The organism is Cyanobacterium sp. Dongsha4, assembly GCF_036345015.1.
Taxonomy (GTDB): Bacteria; Cyanobacteriota; Cyanobacteriia; order Cyanobacteriales; family Cyanobacteriaceae; genus PCC-10605.
In genome coordinates this window covers 1,581,394-1,599,361 of record NZ_CP084098.1, presented here as the reverse complement: position 1 = coordinate 1,599,361, position 17,968 = coordinate 1,581,394, and the positions used below count along the sequence as shown (strand labels likewise).

Annotated in this window: 17 protein-coding genes; 9 read left to right on the top strand and 8 right to left on the bottom strand. The window is 33.5% G+C overall.

The features are described from left to right. Window positions 1-99: 99 nt before the first annotated feature. The gene (hemF, locus tag Dongsha4_RS06780) at window positions 100-1,119 is read right to left on the bottom strand and encodes an oxygen-dependent coproporphyrinogen oxidase (RefSeq protein WP_330204937.1); all 1,020 of its coding nucleotides are present in this window, start codon (window positions 1,117-1,119) and stop codon (window positions 100-102) included. 237 nt (window positions 1,120-1,356) lie between these two features. Between hemF and Dongsha4_RS06775 the strand changes: the two genes are divergently transcribed. Further along, window positions 1,357-2,310, top strand: coding sequence for an ABC transporter ATP-binding protein (locus Dongsha4_RS06775; RefSeq protein WP_330205398.1), 954 nt, complete (start codon window positions 1,357-1,359; stop codon window positions 2,308-2,310). Window positions 2,311-2,411: 101 nt separating this feature from the next. On the opposite strand, the gene Dongsha4_RS06770 is transcribed toward Dongsha4_RS06775, so the two are convergent. After that, window positions 2,412-3,188, bottom strand: coding sequence for a rhodanese-related sulfurtransferase (locus Dongsha4_RS06770; protein WP_330204936.1), 777 nt, complete (start codon window positions 3,186-3,188; stop codon window positions 2,412-2,414). A gap of 102 nt (window positions 3,189-3,290) precedes the next feature. On the opposite strand from Dongsha4_RS06770, the gene Dongsha4_RS06765 reads away from it, so the two are divergent. Both Dongsha4_RS06765 and Dongsha4_RS06760 read left to right on the top strand, forming a co-directional pair. Beyond that, entirely contained in the window at window positions 3,291-3,746 is a 456-nt protein-coding gene (locus Dongsha4_RS06765; RefSeq protein ID WP_330204935.1) for a peroxiredoxin, read from the top strand. Between the two features lie 116 nt (window positions 3,747-3,862). Continuing rightward, entirely contained in the window at window positions 3,863-5,158 is a 1,296-nt protein-coding gene (locus Dongsha4_RS06760) for an NYN domain-containing protein (protein ID WP_330204934.1), read from the top strand. A 281-nt stretch (window positions 5,159-5,439) separates the two neighbouring features. Here the strand turns inward: Dongsha4_RS06760 and Dongsha4_RS06755 are convergent, their stop codons facing one another. Further along, window positions 5,440-6,483, bottom strand: a complete 1,044-nt coding sequence (locus Dongsha4_RS06755; RefSeq protein WP_330204933.1) for a hypothetical protein — start codon at window positions 6,481-6,483, stop codon at window positions 5,440-5,442. Between the two features lie 2 nt (window positions 6,484-6,485). Continuing rightward, window positions 6,486-7,052: a J domain-containing protein gene (locus Dongsha4_RS06750; RefSeq protein WP_330204932.1), complete on the bottom strand. Its 567-nt coding sequence runs from the start codon at window positions 7,050-7,052 to the stop codon at window positions 6,486-6,488. A gap of 541 nt (window positions 7,053-7,593) precedes the next feature. Between Dongsha4_RS06750 and Dongsha4_RS06745 the strand changes: the two genes are divergently transcribed. Next, window positions 7,594-8,886 carry an LCP family protein gene (locus tag Dongsha4_RS06745; RefSeq protein WP_330204931.1) on the top strand — a complete coding sequence of 431 codons (1,293 nt, stop codon included), beginning with the start codon at window positions 7,594-7,596 and terminating at the stop codon, window positions 8,884-8,886. Window positions 8,887-9,170: 284 nt separating this feature from the next. Here Dongsha4_RS06745 and Dongsha4_RS06740 read toward each other — a convergent pair whose 3' ends face one another. After that, the gene (locus tag Dongsha4_RS06740; protein WP_015219507.1) at window positions 9,171-9,545 is read right to left on the bottom strand and encodes a hypothetical protein; all 375 of its coding nucleotides are present in this window, start codon (window positions 9,543-9,545) and stop codon (window positions 9,171-9,173) included. A gap of 184 nt (window positions 9,546-9,729) precedes the next feature. Continuing rightward, window positions 9,730-11,559: a DNA phosphorothioation-associated putative methyltransferase gene (locus tag Dongsha4_RS06735; RefSeq protein ID WP_330204930.1), complete on the bottom strand. Its 1,830-nt coding sequence runs from the start codon at window positions 11,557-11,559 to the stop codon at window positions 9,730-9,732. Window positions 11,560-11,658: 99 nt separating this feature from the next. Here Dongsha4_RS06735 and Dongsha4_RS06730 point away from each other — a divergent pair, with 99 nt between their 5' ends. After that, window positions 11,659-12,561 carry a phosphatidate cytidylyltransferase gene (locus tag Dongsha4_RS06730; protein ID WP_330204929.1) on the top strand — a complete coding sequence of 301 codons (903 nt, stop codon included), beginning with the start codon at window positions 11,659-11,661 and terminating at the stop codon, window positions 12,559-12,561. Window positions 12,562-12,641: 80 nt separating this feature from the next. On the opposite strand, the gene Dongsha4_RS06725 is transcribed toward Dongsha4_RS06730, so the two are convergent. Further along, window positions 12,642-14,246, bottom strand: coding sequence for a 2-isopropylmalate synthase (locus Dongsha4_RS06725; protein ID WP_330204928.1), 1,605 nt, complete (start codon window positions 14,244-14,246; stop codon window positions 12,642-12,644). Window positions 14,247-14,508: 262 nt separating this feature from the next. After that, window positions 14,509-15,297 (bottom strand): hypothetical protein, encoded by a 789-nt coding sequence (locus Dongsha4_RS06720; RefSeq protein ID WP_330204927.1) that lies wholly within the window; start codon window positions 15,295-15,297, stop codon window positions 14,509-14,511. Between Dongsha4_RS06720 and Dongsha4_RS06715 the strand changes: the two genes are divergently transcribed. From Dongsha4_RS06715 to Dongsha4_RS06700, 4 genes are all read left to right on the top strand, one after another. Further along, entirely contained in the window at window positions 15,296-15,436 is a 141-nt protein-coding gene (locus Dongsha4_RS06715) for a hypothetical protein (RefSeq protein ID WP_330204926.1), read from the top strand. The genes Dongsha4_RS06720 and Dongsha4_RS06715 overlap by 2 nt on opposite strands. A gap of 26 nt (window positions 15,437-15,462) precedes the next feature. Next, window positions 15,463-16,107, top strand: coding sequence for a ribosome maturation factor RimM (gene rimM, locus Dongsha4_RS06710; protein WP_330204925.1), 645 nt, complete (start codon window positions 15,463-15,465; stop codon window positions 16,105-16,107). Window positions 16,108-16,360: 253 nt separating this feature from the next. Beyond that, window positions 16,361-17,038, top strand: coding sequence for a DivIVA domain-containing protein (locus tag Dongsha4_RS06705; protein ID WP_330204924.1), 678 nt, complete (start codon window positions 16,361-16,363; stop codon window positions 17,036-17,038). Then, entirely contained in the window at window positions 17,035-17,901 is an 867-nt protein-coding gene (locus tag Dongsha4_RS06700) for a transporter substrate-binding domain-containing protein (protein ID WP_330204923.1), read from the top strand. Before Dongsha4_RS06705 ends, Dongsha4_RS06700 begins: the two co-directional genes overlap by 4 nt. The last annotated feature ends 67 nt before the right edge of the window (window positions 17,902-17,968 follow it).

Genomic DNA, 17,968 nt, shown 5'->3' with positions numbered 1-17,968 from the left:
CTCAAAACTTTTTTCCTCGAACTCAGGTGGTTATAACCCCTTATATGTCAATTATTTAGTATTTTTCTTAACAAAATCTCTATTTATTAATAAATCTTATCATTCCGCCCAATTTTGGGGTTTTAAGAAGACATCATATAATTGTGCTTCGGGAGTATTAGGTTCAGGTTTGTAGTTATATTCCCAACGCACTAGGGGAGGTAATGACATCAAAATCGATTCGGTTCTACCATTGGTTTGTAAGCCGAAAATTGTACCTCTGTCATAAACCAAGTTAAACTCTACATATCTACCTCGGCGATATAGTTGGAAATGACGCTCTCTTTCTCCGTATTCCGTGTCACGACGTTTTTCCGCAATGGGTACATAAGCAGGTAAAAATGTTCTACCACAATCTTGCACAAAGGCAAAAAGTTCTTCCCAACTGCGTTGAGGTTGAGAGGGTAATTGATTACTATAGGTAGCGGCGGCTTTATCGGGATGAGGTCCTCTATATAGCGGATCTGTACCGTCTTGGTAGTCGAAAAAGAGTCCTCCTACTCCTCTGGTTTCGTTGCGGTGTTTTAAGAAAAAGTATTCATCACACCAACGCTTAAACACGGGGTAATATTCGGGATGATGTTGATCACAAGTTTTCTTGAAGGTAGAATGAAAATGCTTGGCATCTTCCGCAAAAGGGTAATAGGGGGTTAAATCCGCACCACCACCAAACCACCACACAGGACCTGCTTCAAAGTAACGATAGTTTAAATGTACTGTGGGAATATAGGGATTTTTGGGGTGTAAAACCATAGATGTACCCGTAGCATAAAAAGAATGACCTTCTGCTTCAGGACGTTGTTTTAAAATACTGGGAGGTAAATGATTACCCCAAACCTCGGAAAAGTTGACTCCGCCTTGCTCAAACACATCTCCATCAGTCATTACACGGGATCTTCCCCCCCCTCCCTCTTCTCTTTGCCAACTATCTTCTTTGAATTTACCTTTGCCGTCTAAGGCTTCTAATCCTGCACAAATTTCGTCTTGTATAGTTTTCATAAATTCACTTACCCTTGCTTTGGCATCTTCTGGAGGTAAAGTGGGAACAATTTTCTCGGAATTAGTCTCAACTGTTGTCATGATGGAATTGTTAATAAATAATTAAAATATAGCAATCAATAATCATTCATGGGAATTAGATCCCCCCTAACCCCCCTTAATAAGGGGGGAAATTAATGGAAAATTTTTAATAAGGGGAAAGTTAAGGGGAAATTCTCACAAATCATAACTGATTGATTTGATTTACAATCTTTCAATCTAAACCTTTACATACCCATTAGACTAGGATTATTTTCAGATCTTAATATTATGCAACAGATAATCACTCCTGAAACAGCTATTACAACCTTTGGCTTAACGAAAAGATTTGATAAACATATTGCTGTCAATGATGTGGATTTACAGATAAAAAAAGGGGATGTGTATGGTTTAATAGGTCCTAATGGTGCAGGAAAAACAACTTTAATTAGGATGTTAGCGGCGGCGGAAACTCCCACTAAAGGGGAAATTTATCTCTATGGCGATCGCCTCTTAACGGATAATAGTAACTCCCATCTGAAAAAATATTTAGGCTACCTTCCCGATGATTTTCCCCTCTACGATGATTTAACGGTGATTGATTACCTTGAATATTTTGCGAGATTGTACAATATACCTGCTTCGGAAAGACACCGCCGTTTAGCTGATGTGTTGGAATTAGTGCAGTTAGAATATAAACGCAATGCTGAAATTGCAACTCTTTCTAGGGGGATGAAACAACGGTTAAGCCTTGCTAGAACTATCATTCATCAACCCGTAGTATTATTGTTAGATGAGCCTGTGTCTGGACTAGATCCGATCGCAAGGATGGACTTTCGGGAAACTATCAAACAACTGCAACAGGCTGGAATGACGATTTTAATATCATCTCACGTTTTATCAGACTTAGCGGAATTGTGTACATCGGTGGGAATAATGGAATTAGGCTTTTTGGTGGAAAGCACCTCTTTAGCCCAATTATATCAACGTTTGAGCCGTCAATTAATACTGATTACCATTTTAGAAGGAGAAGACAAACTCATTGGGGAATTAAAAAATTGTCCTACCGTCAAAGCATGGGAAAAACTAGCGGATGGACAACGATATAAATTAGAATTTACAGGCAATCAGGAAGATAGTGCCTTGTTGTTAAAAAATTTGATCACAGCAGGAGTTGCGATCGCAGATTTCCATTGTGAGAAAGAAGATTTAGAAACTATTTTCCTCAAACTCGGACATAAACAAGTCAGTTAAAAGAATTGAGAATGAAGAATTATGATTAATAGTTATTTCTCTTGACTCCTAATCTAATCTTCCCGAAAACAGCTTTAAAGCCACTCCTGACAGATTGCAGATTATACAGGAATTGGTTCTCCAGTTTCAGGACACAATTTATAACTTCCCTTCTCTAAACCATGTTTAACGGCCACTCTTTCATCAAATACGAAACACTCTCCTTCCCAGAGACTTTCTTCTGGGGGAATTTCTTGTAAATATTTAAGGATTCCCCCTTGTAGATGATAAACTTCTTTAAAACCTTTACTTAACATTAACGCCGTCACTTTTTCGCAACGAATTCCTCCAGTGCAAAACATCGCCACTTTTTGATCTTTTTCTGGGTTTAAATGTTCTTCAATATATTTATTTAATTCTGTAAAAGAGTCAATATGGGGATTTTCTGCTCCTTTAAAAGTGCCGATTTGAACTTCATATTCATTACGGGTATCTACTAATTTTACATCGGGTTGAGAAATTAAATTATTCCAATCTTTAGGTTTAATATAAGTTCCCACTTGTTTATTAGGATCAGCTTCAGAAATACCAAAAGTGATGATTTCTTTTTTTATTTTGACTTTCATTCTAGCAAAAGGCATTATTTCCACATCAGAATATTTTATTTCCCACTCATCACAATTAAGTTTTTTTTGGATCTTTTTAATAACTTCTTTTAGCGGCTCTTTTTCTCCGACAATATTAGCATTAATTCCTTCTTTGGCGATTAAAATAGTTCCTTTTATATCTCCTTCTTGACACCAATGCAAAAATTCAGTCTGTAAATCTTCTAAGTTTTCTAAGGGCAAAAAACGATAAAATGAGGCAAAAATGAGATTCATAGAAAGTCTGTTTTTCATCTAATACTCTTAAACGTCCGTTTTCTATCTTAACTCTTACCAGTCTTTCGATACAATTGATTATTAAGTTAACTTATTATTATCGCAATTAATTCTAATTATATGACAAGTTTAAAAATTGGCGATCGCACTCCCGATTTTACTTTACCCTCTGCGGACGGAAAAAACGTTAGTTTGAGTGAATTTTTAGGGAAAAAATCCGTCGTTATCTATTTCTATCCTAAAGATGACACCCCCGGTTGCACCATAGAATCTTGCACCTTTAGAGATAGCTATGAAGAATTTAAAGAAGCAGGGGCGGAAGTAATCGGTATTAGTAGTGATTCTCCTCAATCTCATCAACAATTTGCCAGTAAATATCAATTACCCTTTATTTTACTTAGTGATAGTCAGGGAAAAGTAAGAAAACTCTTTGGTGTGCCAAATGCGTTATTTTTATTGCCCGGTAGAGTCACCTATGTTATTGATAAAGAAGGAATTGTCAGACATATCTTTAATTCAATGATGGATTTTAAAGCCCATGTGGATGAAGCCTTAAAAACCATAAAATCTCTTTAAATAATTAAGAAAAGGGCAAGGGGCAAAGGGCAAAGGTAATTAATTATTTTCTCCCTAATACCCTAACACCCTAACACCTCGCTCTCATCAATCTAACGATTACCTAATTTTTTTTCATGAATGGAAATACAGCAATTTTTTATGATGTTGAGAATCTTTTGAAAGGCTATAATATGCCTAAAAATTATATTAATAGCATCTCCTTAAAAAATATATTTAAAGAAGTAGAAAAAATCCCCAAAGTTAAGAGAATTTTAGTGCAGAAAGCCTATGCTAATTGGAGCGATTCTCGTTTGTCGGTGATGAAAAGAGAAATTAATGAATTAGGTATTGAGCCTGTACAAATATTTGGTTTTTCTTACTATCAAAAAAAGAATGCCGCCGATATACAATTAGCTGTAGATGCGATCGATTTAGCTTATGTGAGAAATAATATTGATATATTTGTGATTGTTTCTGGGGATGGTGGTTTTTCTGCTGTTGCAAGAAAGTTACATGAATATGGTAAATATGTTATTGCCTGTGGTTACAAATCATCAACTAATCAAGTATTAGAATCCATGTGTGATTATTTTATCGGTATAGATGACCCAGAAGAAGAAAATGAAAATATTACAGAAGAGAAAAAAGAGGTAGAGCAAAATTTAAAAATTACTAATCCTTTAGTATTAAAAATGTCTCAATCTTTGGACAGATTATCTAGTAATAATAGAGAGGAAATAATTAAGAAATCACAGATTATTTTAAATTGGTTTATTCAGGATAAAGAAGCAGTTAGAGAGTTATCTCATTCTGGAATACATTTATCAGTAATAAAAGAAGCATTTAAGTATGGAATAGAAGATTTTGATCCCCATAAAATTGGTTTACCTAAATTCATTCAGTTTTTACAATATATCTGTAAGGATACTGATTTAAAAATTGTTACTTCCGATAAGTTTCAAACTAAATTAGCTCTTAAAAATACTATTCTTGAAAACTTTGAACCTTTACCCTATTTAGACGATAATTTTCTACACTCTTCAGAAAACTATCAATCAATTTTAGCTATTAATAATCCTCGGATTAAAATTATTGATTCAGAAGATTTTTTAAAGATTACTTCTGCTGTTGCCTGTTTAACAGATGAATATACTTTAGATATTCTATTAGAAAATATTAATAATATTTATCCAGATATTGAAAGTGAAAATATAAATAATTGTTTACTCTCTCTAATTAATTTAGATATTTTTGCCATTACTAATTCTCATAAACATATTTCTGAAAAGGTTTTTCGGCTAAAATTAGAGTTTCAAGAACATAAAGCAATTATTAAAAAATTTAAAGAATCTATTTTTAATAAGTTATCATCGTTCTGGGGGAAGGATTTAAAAGAAAATATTATTGAGCAAATTATTTTAGATTTTTAAACTACAATGTTGTTTGGGAAAATACTTATTGCTTTTTGTCTATTAATAACTTTTTTTGTTTTATTCATTTTGTTCGTTTTATTTGGTTTTATTGATGGTAGTTATATCAATCATCAAGGCATGGGATGGGAACAAACGAAAAAACCTATCTTATTTTCTATATTTATTTGTTTTTTATTGTTATTATTGTTTTTCTATTTATAAAGTAAAAAATTATCAAATACCCCGTAAAAAATGAGAGCAAGTCTTAGTATCTTTCATAATTATCATTGTATTTTTTCTCAAATTTTTAAAGTTTTTTGAATGTGAAAAAGGCGATCAAGTAATTCTTCTGTTACCTGTTCAGGATAACGTTCTGTGATAAAATCAATAAAATCTTGAACTGTACACTCCACATCATAGCCTCCCATCCAAGTTAAATGAAATTCTTTATGTATTCTTTCATCAATGGTGATTAAGTTATCGATAGATGTAGCTAAATGGGTATATTTATTGATACTATACAAATGATGAGCTGCGATCGCATTTATTTTCTTGTCATTTTTATGAACTAAGGTAACTTGACAAGTATTTTTATCTCTTTTTTTAGCTCTATTTTTCGCACTTTCAATATCTTTATTAAATCTTAATTTTTTCCGCTCTTTTTCTTGTAAAACAGGTTCAATTTGTTGGCTTACTGCCATGCACATTTTTTGGCGAGATTTATCTTTTAAATTTTCGCCTAATTCTCTTGCAATTCTTACTGAACCTTTGCCAGAAAACCACAGTTCAAATACTGTATTTTCGCTATTATCTTGGTTATTTTTTCTTTTTTTTGTCTTGTTTTTTAGTGATTCTCTTTCAGTAAAATCCACATTTGCTTCTAATGGTTTTTCCGATTGTCTTAAGTCTTCTATGGCTTTATTTAATCTTGCTCCACTGGTTGCCAATATTCTTCTTAGGCTTTGTTTTTGAATCATTGAGCGACCATTTACTTGTATAATTTTGTCATTATCACTTAATTCCTCTAAAATGATTTTTTTCGCTAAAGCATTACGTATTTTTCGGCGATGTCCTGTAATAAATTCTTTTATTTGGGCAATAATTCCTCTCTTTTCATGGGTATCTAAATAGGTGGCAATTTTTAACGCTCCGTTAGTTGAATATTTCCTAATTTTTTTGTTTTTATTGAGAAAAATATAATCCTGATTTTCTTGTAAATCCCATTCATCATCTGGATCAGAATCAAAAAAATCAATGATTTCATCTAAACGCTCTAAGGAAATTTCTAAAGCATTTGTTAATTCTTCTTCAGAAATAGTAAATAAATTTTTTTCTTTTGTCATGATTAACTCTGAAATGTCTTAGGTAAAATTGACTGATACATAGTGTTGATGCGATCGAAAATTTGAGCACTTCCTGTTTCTGGATTATCTGGATGATATTTTTTTGATAATTCTCGATAAGCAGATTTAATCTCTTTTTCGGTTGCAGTTTTAGGGTTAAGTCCAAATACTCGCCAAGGACGAAAATACTTGAAAATATTAATGCCATTGATACAGTTAACTCCTTCTTCTCCTTCTTCTTCAGGCAAAATACCAACGAATTCCCGATAGAGAGTTTCCCATGATTCTTTTTGACGAAAGTTTAAATCCATGCTTTCTGTGGCTAATTTAAACTCAGAAGATTTACGTAAATCTTTAGTATCTTTCACTTGAAAATAATCTAAAACAGCTTTTTTTATTGCTGTCATAGACAGAGGCTTTTTCCCTTTTGTTTTACTTACTTTTTTCTTGGTTATTTTCGTTTTTTGATTAATAATAACGAAGTTAGCAAACTCTTTTAAAAGAGAAATTTCTATTCCTTTTTCCTTGGCAATACGCTCAATTTCTTGACAAATAATTTTGTTTAACATAACTTTTTTCCCTACAATGCTAATATTATGGACATTTTAATTTAATTTTTCTCATAGTAACTTCACAAAATATCTCATGGAATAAAGGGAAGGATAATTTTTCCTCCTATTCATCTATCAGTATCCAAAATGGAAATTATGCAGTAATATTGAGGAAATTTCTAAAATTTACTCATTCCTGAAAAGTAAAGTAAAAATTATAATGTAAGGATTATAGTGAGGTTGAGTTCACTTAATTAAGAAAAAGTGCGATCGCTCCTTTATACAAAATACAATTTATCATACTTGTTCATAAATCTGGTTATAAGCCCAAAATGATGTGAAAAATTTAGGTTTTTACTAAATATCTATTTCCCACTTCCAGAAAAATTATAATTGAATTTGTCAAGAAATTCTCTTTGACGAAGTTATTTAAGGTGGCTATAGTATGGTATATGTATCAGTGAGCTAAACCACAAAAACAATCTCAATTTTTGAACCCGAAAATAAATTGGCACGTCAATCCTATAATTCTAAATCTAAAATAAAAAACACCTATTCCGTGAAAAAATCAGTTTCTCCTTTATTACAGGGCTTTATTTGGGGAGGATGTTTTACCCTCACTGCAGCTATTTCGGGTTTTGTGGGTATGACAGTAGCATTGAAAAGCCCTTTGCCTGTAAATATAGAGCCTTTTATGGAAAAAGTACAGGCTTTAAAACGTTTTGGTTTGTCAGCGTTATTTACTTCACCTCTTGAGCAGTCAACTAATATCTTAGTAATGGGTATTGATAGAGTGCCTAATGCCGAGGGTGTTGATAAATTCACTGGTCGTAGTGATACAATGTTACTGGTGCGATTAGATCCTGATACTCATACCTTAAAAATGCTATCTATTCCTAGAGATAGCCGTGTGCGTTTACCCAATGGGGCTTATACAAAAATTAATGGGGCAAATGCAAGAGGGGGAGTGCCTTTAGTCAAAGAGGTTATCCAAGATAATTTAAACGGCGTTACAGTGGATCATTATATCAGGGTTACTACTGACGCATTTAAAAAGTTAGTGGATTTGGTTGGGGGTGTAGAGGTTTATGTGCCTGTAGATATGCAATATATCGATCGCACTCAAGGATTATATATTGATTTAAAACAAGGAAAACAAGTCTTAAATGGAGAAGAAGCGGAACAGTTTGCTCGTTTTCGTCATGATAATTTAGGGGATATAGGTAGGGTACAACGGCAACAAATACTATTGAAAGCATTGGGTGACAAGATGCGATCGCCCCAAATGATATTTAAAACACCACAAATAATTGACTTGTTGCAAGAAGAAATAGACACAGATTTAACATCTTCACAAATAATGACACTAGCAGGTTTTGCCCTTGGTTTAGACAAAAAAGATATTAGAATGTTAATGTTACCCGGACGTCCAAGCTATCCTAGAGAATATCAACTAAGTTATTGGCTAATTTCCGAGGAAAATAAGCAAAGCGTTATCGAAGAATACTTACAAACAGAAAATGCAACCCCATATAACCGCCCTTCTCCCAGTCGTATCCGTATAGCCATCAAAAACGCTACTCCCAACCGACAATTAGATGATAAATTAGCAGAATTATTAGGAGAAAACGGTTATCGCAATGTTTACATTAGTCAAAAATCTACTATTCCCAGCGCTACCACTCAAATTATTGTCCAGAAAGGGGATAATGAGTCAGCCCAACAAATTCAAAGGGTGTTAAATTTTGGTGAATTAGAATATTCATCTACAGGAGATATTGATTCTGACATTACCATTATCTTGGGTACAGACGCAGAAAAGTTATTAGAAGAAAATAGTTTTATTAACTGACGTTACGTACTTGTTAACCTGAGTTTTGGATAAGCTGAAAGCATTATCTCCTAGTCAGAAAACCTTATAGCTTCTTCTTAGAAATAACGATAAAATTGCCTTAATCCGAACTGACGTTAAAAATATATTCAACCCCTACCTACCACCCCAAACCCTAAGCCCCTACTTCCCCCTCTCCCCTCATCTCCCTAACACCTGTAACCTGCAACCTGCAACCTGACACCTAACCTTATCGGATATTCTTACTGAATAACAGAGGTTATATTGTGTGTAACTTCGGTTTTCTAGTAAAAAGCATCTAAATCGAGAGCTTTTGAGCCTCCTTCTAATAACTGAATAATCAGTTTTTGTAATTGATTCCAAATTAAACCACCAATTAGAAGAGTTAAAGCCCCAGAAATAAGATAGGATATAACACGGTTATAAGTAAAAATTTCCAAACCCGCCGCTAGAAAAATACAAATTCCGAGACAAACCCCAAAAAATGGTAAAGTTAGACGAGACATCGCACTCATATCAGATGTTCTATTTTTTTGTCCCCGCTTCATCCAAATATTAACCTGTTGTTTTAATGTTGATTCAAAAGCTAAACCACAAGTAACACCAATAAAAAAACCAAAAAACAATAACCCTAAAGGAGGCTCTGGAAAATAATACATAGATAAACTTTTAATTTTAATGACTATTGTAAATAATTTATTTGTTACAAAATATTAACACCATTCGACACCAAAGAATTAGGAATATTTAATAAGTAGGAGTTAGGAGTTCGGGGTAATATTATTTATTATCAACTATTCATCTTTGCCCTTTGCCCCTTGCCCCTTGCTATTTTTTCAGAAGTTATTGTAAATCTCTCAGTATCAGTTTTTCTTTATCTTTAACTGTTGGTGGATTTGGTTCGTTATCATAATTACGATATTTTACCCGCAAATCTTGTAAATCAATACTCATTGTTGAAAACAAAATTGGTTCTTTTTCTGTGTCAAAATTAGGAACATATAAATAACTAATGCGAGGAATATTGAGATGGAATCTGATTAAATTTGCCGTTTCCATTCTACCCACTGTTCTACTGGCACACCCTTCATATAATCTTAGTAAGGTAGGTAAGTTATCTAAATTATTAATATGTACTAAATAGCTTTTTTCAAAAAGTTTACCAAATGTCATTTCCTCACAAATTTTTCTTACAATTTCCAAATTTCCTAGGGTTATTAACATTTCATCTGCTAAAAAACAAGCTCCTTGATAGCTACCAAATAAACTTTTTATATCTGCTTTTAGTGTAGAAGATAGTTGTCTAATAGTAGGGCGTTTGCTAAAACGACTTAAGGCTAAATAAAGTAATATATCTTGTCTTCTTTGATCTTCGATTTTATCCCATTCTTTTTGGTCTGTTACTTGTAAAATAACTTTAAATGCTTGTCGATAAGTTCTAAATTCTGCCTTAATTTTTTCTTCTTGAAGTAACTCCCCTTTTTGAGGTAGTCTTCCTCTTTCACTATAAAAATCCATTAATGGTTTTAATAATTCTTCATAGTCAGCGAATTTTTTGGCTGGGGATAAAATACGAGGAGATTTAACCCGTGAATGAAACCTTGAAAGACGAAAATTATTAGCTTTTTCTACATTTCTAAAAACTAAAAATACTCCTAAGCCAATGGGGATTGCTTCTTCATTTAAAACTTGTTCAATATAATTTTTTAATTCTTCTTGTTCATAATATTTTTGAAAAGTATTTCTCTCGGTAACAATACCATCTCCATAAATCATATAACCAGAAGTGCGATCGTCAATTAGAACTTGAGCAGAAACAATTAATATTTCTTTTGTTAATGACCATGCTTTGATTAATGCTTCTCGTCTTTCTGTGACATTTTCAATCACATTTATTATATAACCTAAGTTAACAATATCAGCTTTTTTTAAAGAATTATAAGGCTGATAATAGGGATCCCATCCATGACTAATAAAGCCTTTTTCTTTTATTATTTCAACATCTAAACCATGCCCACAACCATAGTCAAAAAAACTATTTTTTTCTGCAAATAAACCTGCTTCTAAAACTAATCTTACAGGACGAGAAAGTCTATTTCTCACCATAGCGGCACGATGACGCTTAATTTTTATAAATTCTGCTGGATTATCATCAAGATTGCAAATTAAAAAATGATCAGAAAAACTAATAAAATTATCCTGTAATAATTGCTCCCATTGTTTTTGAGTTCCGATGTAGCGAGGATTATCTAATAGTCCTAATTCTTCTTCAAGATGGGTTAGATATGCAAATTTTTGATAATCTGGATAGTTAGGGGTTAAAAAAGTTTCTTTGCGGTGTAGAATGGGAGGATTATTACTTTGAGAATATTCTATATTTTTGGTTGTTAAATCTTTTAAATTAACGACAATACTTTTGGCTAAAGGAGGATGAGGATTAGTTAAAAATTCAGGATAAAATAAATAGGATATTTTTGGTTCACTTAAGCTAAATTTAATGAGAGTAAAGGTGCTTATATTATTAATAATTTTTCTCGCTTTTAATTCATATTCTTGAATATATTGATCTAAAAAATCTAAAGTCGAAATATGCACATAAAGATTTTGCGGAAGATGTTTTCCGATGGTACTTTGACGCAATAGTAAGGAAATTTGATCAAAGTTATTCACCATGTTATTTTATCTATTACTAAAGAGAATATTATCCTAATTGTCTTAAATTTTAAGGTAGAATAAAGGATTAGTCCCAAATATGTTGTCAATTGTTAAGATATGCCTTATGCCAGAACTATTAGTGCTATAGTTGCGATCGCCCTTGCTTTGATAATGATTGTATTGGGGGGTTTATATTTTACCATCTGTTTTGGTGTGATAGTCTTTCTCGCCCAATTAGAGTATTTTCGTTTAGTCAAAGCTAAAGGAATCGAACCTGCCGCAAAAACCACTCTAGTAGTTTCTCAACTATTACTAATTACTGCTACTTTTATTCCTAATTTAACGGATGCAACCTTTGCCCTTGCAGGGGCGTTAATTTGTTTTTATTTGCTCTTTCAGCCGAAGTTAGCAACCATTGCTGATATATCAACTTCTATTTTAGGGCTGTTTTATGCAGGATATTTACCTAGCTATTGGATACGTTTAAGAGTTAGTTTAGATCAAAATACTGCTTATGCCCAGTCTATTCCCAATATTCACAACTTACCTTTAGATGGTTATTTTCCCATACATCCTTTTGATATTAGTAGTTTTCCTGATGCCCTTAAACTGACTTTTATGGCAATGGCTTGTATTTGGGCGGCTGATATTGGTGCTTATTTAATCGGGAAGAATTTTGGTAAAACTAAACTATCTCATATTAGTCCGAAAAAAACTGTTGAGGGTTCTCTGTCAGGAATTACAGGAAGTATTTTGGTGGGTTTAGTTGGGGCATGGTTATTGCAGTGGGATGCGTGGATAATTACTGGTTCTTTTTTGGGTTTATTAATCGGAGTGGTTAGCCTGTTAGGAGATTTAATGGAATCGATGATGAAAAGAGATGCAGGAGTGAAAGATTCTGGGCAATTAATCCCTGGCCATGGCGGAATTCTCGATCGCACTGATAGTTATGTATTTACTGCACCATTAGTTTACTATTTTGTCACCCTACTTTTACCATTATTTTCCCATAGTTTTTGAATAAAAAAAGGGGAGCAAATTCCCCTTCTAAAATCCATTCACTATTCAAAAATAGTCTTAAGAGCAAATTTAAGAGCCAATTACTGATTAGCCAAAGCTAAATCGGGATTTTCCTTTCTATTTTCTAAAGCCGCATAAAGACGATTTAAAGCACTGACGTAAGCACGGGCAGAAGCAACAATAACATCTGTATTCGCCGCATAACCAGAATAGGTTTTACCCTCATGTTTAAGACGAATAGTAACTTCTCCCATAGCATCAATACCAGCAGTAACGGATTTGACTGAATATTCCGTTAATTCATTGGGGATATTTACCACTCGATTAATGGCTTTATAAACTGCATCCACGGGACCAGTTCCGATAGAAGCGTCGCTCAACTCCTTACCATCTGGGGTTCTCAGGGTAATTGTCGCTGTAGGAGAAGAATGATCACCACAGGAAACTTGTACTAATTCCAAACGGAATAATTCGGGGGGTTGTTGAATTTCGTCATTAACAATGGCTTCTAAATCCCAATCAGTGATTTCCCGTTTTTTGTCTGCCACTTCTTTAAAACGCAAGAAGGCTTTATTCAAATCATCTTCGGACAATTCAAAGCCTAATTCCTGTAAACGGGTACGGAAAGCATTACGACCAGATAGCTTACCTAATACAATTTGGTTAGTGGTTAAACCGATGGATTCTGCGTCCATAATCTCATAGGTGAGACGGTTTTTCAAAACGCCATCTTGATGAATTCCTGACTCATGGGCAAAGGCATTCGCCCCCACAATAGCTTTGTTGGGTTGCACCATCATGCCAGTTAAGTTAGATACCAAGCGAGAAGTTTTGTAAATTTGTTTTGTATCAATGTTAGTTAAAGGTTCGGTAGAATCAGTTGGACGACCCAAGAAGGGGTTAAAATACTGACGGCGCACATGGAGAGCCATAACTAATTCTTCTAATGCAGCATTTCCTGCTCTTTCACCGATACCATTAATGGTACATTCTAATTGTCTTGCTCCGTTTTTCACTGCTTCGAGGAAATTAGCAACGGCCAAACCTAAGTCATTATGTCCATGCACAGATATAATTGCTTGGTCAATATTCGGCACATTGTCTTTAATTCCTTTGATTAATGCACCATATTCGCTAGGGGTTGTGTAACCTACTGTATCGGGAATATTTACTGTCGTTGCCCCAGATGCGATCGCAGCTTCTAAAACTTGATAGAGAAATTCAGGATCACTTCTTCCTGCATCTTCAGGGGAAAATTCTACATCATCAGTAAATGTTTTGGCATAGGCTACCATTTCAGGCACAATCTGTAACACTTCAGCTCTGGTTTTCTTCAACTTATACTCAAGATGAATATCAGAGGTAGCTAAAAAAGTATGGATTCTGCGTTTAAAAGCAGGTTTAAGGGCTTCTCCTGCACTTTTAATATCTTGCTTAGTTGCCCTTGCTAAACCACAAATAGTGGGGCCATTTTCCGTGCCTACGGTTTCCGCAATTCTTTGTACAGCGTTAAAATCCCCCGGACTAGCATGGGGAAATCCTGCCTCAATAACATCAACTCCTAATTTGGATAGGGCTTTGGCTATATTTAATTTTTCTTCTACATTTAAACTCGCCCCGGGAGATTGTTCTCCATCTCTTAAAGTGGTATCAAATATAATAATTCTATCTGGCTGATTGGTCATAATAAAATCAAAAATGCCCAGTTATAACATATCCCTCTATCATAAACAAAAAGAAACTCGATCGGTAATGATTTCTCTCTGGAGTTTGTCAGGGAGTGAAAGGGCAAGGGGCAAAGGTAAATAGTTGATGATAATTAATAACTCCGAACCCCGAACCCCGAACCCCGAACACCTGTAACCTGAAACCTTTATTCTACTTATTACTTTTTTAAACTAAAATATTAGGCTCTGTGATGAAAAAAGATTAGTTAATTTTGATTGTTTAACAACTTCTAATTAATTGGTCTAAATCCTCCTCTGTAATATCGATGTTTTTTAACACATTATTAATAAAATAAGAAAGGCGATCGCAGTCTAAATAGAGAAAATCATGGGGATTAAAGATAAAAAAGGATTTTTGACGGAATTCTTCCACATATTGCCAAAATCTTTTTAAGATAAAATAACAAAAAATTAAAGGTAATTGGCTTTCAATCTGCTCGGCTTCTGAATTGTAATTGTTAATTAAATTAACTTGTAAATAATGATTTTTATCATGGCTTAAAATTAGAGTACATTCTGGTCTATCTTCAGCAAATTTAAGGGTAATATTTTGCCAATAATCCCAAGGAATAAAACTATATTTTTCTGATAGTTGAGCATAATATTCTTGACGATGGTGGGGAAGAAAACTTAAATAAGGTTCAGGATTTTCTAAGATTAAACCTTCTTGAGTAAAAATTAAAAAAGTGCTAAATTTTAGATTATCTACTACTCCTAAACGCCATCCTTGAGCTAGATTAATAGAAAAATTTGAGCCAAAAAATAAGGTTGGTAAATTCGATTTTTCTTGGGTTTCTTGAATAATATCTCTAACTAAAAGTATTTCATTTTGACGATTAGTGACAACTGCATCAATGGGAGATTGATTATTTTCATCAGTAGAAATGTTAAACAGAGGAATTAGTTTTTCTGTTTCCAATACCAAAAGAAACTTGATAATTAAACTCGCAGAGTTAGTTTCATGGCAAAAAATAGAAGTGAAAAGATTGTCAACAGTTGATTTTATCATGATTCGCAATACCTTAATCTTTATGTCTATTTCTTTATCCAGTCCAAAAATTAGGTTTATGCACAACCACGAAAAAAAACTCAGAAAAATATTGCTTAACAATGATGCGATCGTTAATAATAAAAATGAGACTATGTAAATAATAAGGTAAATCAGGATATAAAATTGGAGATTAAAGATTTAATTGCAATCGGTACAATTGTTGCACCTCAAGGATTAAAAGGAGAGTTAAAGGTAAAAACAGACTCAGATTTTCCCGAAAGATTTGAAACGGCGGGAGTGCGGTGGATAACTTCTCCTTCTCAAAAACAACCTCAACCAGTGGATTTACTTCAAGGCAGACAAATACCCGGGAAGAATATCTTTATTATCAAATTAGCACAAGTATGCGATCGCACCCAAGCAGAAACTCTAAAAGGATCGATATTATATGTAGAAAAAACAGAAAAACCTTCCCTAGAACCTGGAGAATATCATGTTGCTGATTTAATCAATTTAGAAGTTTATAATCAAAAAACAGGAGAAAATATAGGTGTTGTAATTGATATTTTAAGTGCAGGAAATGACATTTTAGAAGTAGAATTGCATAAACAACCAGAAATTAAAACCGAAGAAAAAGAACCAGATATATCGAAAATTAGTCGCATTTCAAAAAGAAAAAAAGTCAAAATAAAAAAACCTAAACCCGTAACAATATTAATTCCTTTTGTGGAAGAAATAGTGCCTATTGTCGATTTAGAAAATGGCAGAATCGAAGTTAATCCCCCCACAGGATTATTAAATCCCAAAGAAGCAGAAGAAGTGGAATAAAGAGTTTATCAATTAGAAAATAATATTTAAGAATCATAAGTAAAAATTACATAGTTAATAATCTGTGTTTTTCTTAATTTCTTTCTTGAATCTTGTCTATATTGTCATTGATTAGTCAAATTTGTTTATAACTTATAAGTCAAAAAGATTTGATTATCAATGTTTTTTTTTCATCACTTTAATATATAGTTTTATTATTTCCATAAAGTTTTGTGAAAAATTGATAAACTCATAGGGAAGATACTGCAAAATCATGACTGAAAACTCTATTGTCACTCAAAGCAACCCCAATATGTCTAATAACGGAACAACTCCCCCCCAAGTGGAAGAAATGGGATTTGATTTAACAGGAGAATTAGATAGATTAGAAGACCTCATTTTAAGTGGTGTTCGCATTCCTTTCATTAGTAAAACTCTTATGGCAGAGGATGTTTTATTAAATCAACTAGACTTAATTAGGATTAATCTTCCTGACTGTTTTGAACAAGCAACCCAAATTTTACAACAAAGGCAAAAAATTCTTGCGGATGCTCAAAGTTATGCTCAAAAAATAGTTGAAAATGCCCAAAGAAAAGCTAGTCAACTTTTAGATGAATCGAGAATTGTTCAACAAGCAGAAAGTCAAGCCTATCAAATTAGAAGACAAGTTCAACAAGACTGTGAAAATTTACAGCAAAAAACTGTCGCTGAAGTAGAACAAATTAGGCAAAAAATACAACAAGATGCCGTCAAAATTAGACAACAAGCCATCACTGAAGCGGAAGAAATTCAAAATGAAGCGGATGTTTATGCAGATCAGGTATTATCAAGGTTAGAAAGAGATTTAGCACAAATGTTGAGAATCGTCAGCAATGGCCGCCAACAGGTTTATCAACAAAAGCTAACTCCTTCTCAAAAAGTATCTGAGCAGATGAATAAAAAGGCTTCATGAGTATTAAGTTATCTAAACTACTACTGTCTTTTTCCCTTTTTTGTTGGTTTGGAGGGGGTTATTTAACCCCTTCTGTCGCTAGGGGGGAGACAGTTTTAGAAGAAATTAATCGCACGGGGGTGTTAAAAGTAGGGGTGAGAAATGATGCAATTCCTTTTGGCTACCGTGATAATGGTCGTTTAGAAGGACTTTGCTTAAGTTTAGTACAGTTAATTAGGGAAGAAATTATCAGAAGAGAGCAGAGAAATATTATCTCGATCAATCTTTTAGTCTCTGGGCTTTATAATCGTTTCGATATTGTACAAGACAAAGTTGTTTATCTTGAATGTGGTCCTAATTCTATTAGAAGTCTTCCAGAATATGATCAGGTTACTTTTTCTGAACCTTTCTTTATTTCGGGTGTTCAATTAATTACAAGGCGCGATCGCATTTCTTCTATTCTCAATTCCGATGGCAAAGATTTAACCATTGGGGTTTTAGCCTACACCAACACAGAAAATTTAATTAAAGAAAAATATCCCCTTGCCCAATTAGAACTTTTCCAAGGAGCAAAGGGTAATTTACGGGGTATTCAATCGGTTAACCAAGAAAGAATTGACGCTTTTGCTAATGATGGGATACTTCTTTTAGGAGAGGCAATATTAAACAGAATACCCATTGAGGATAATTCCTCCTTAAGTATTGTGCCAGAAATCCCTTTAACCTGTGAAAGATACGGATTAATTTTATCAAAGGATGAAAATTGGGAAAATCTAGTTAACTCTGTTCTACAATCGGAGGATTTTCGCCGTATCAGACGTGATTGGTTTATTTCCCTTGCAAAAGAATCATTAATTCCCCGTCAGCAATGTGTTGAAAACTGATTAAGAATGATAGACTTCTTGGTCTCTCAGGCAACAGACAATGGTTAATTTCTCCCTACTACTTACT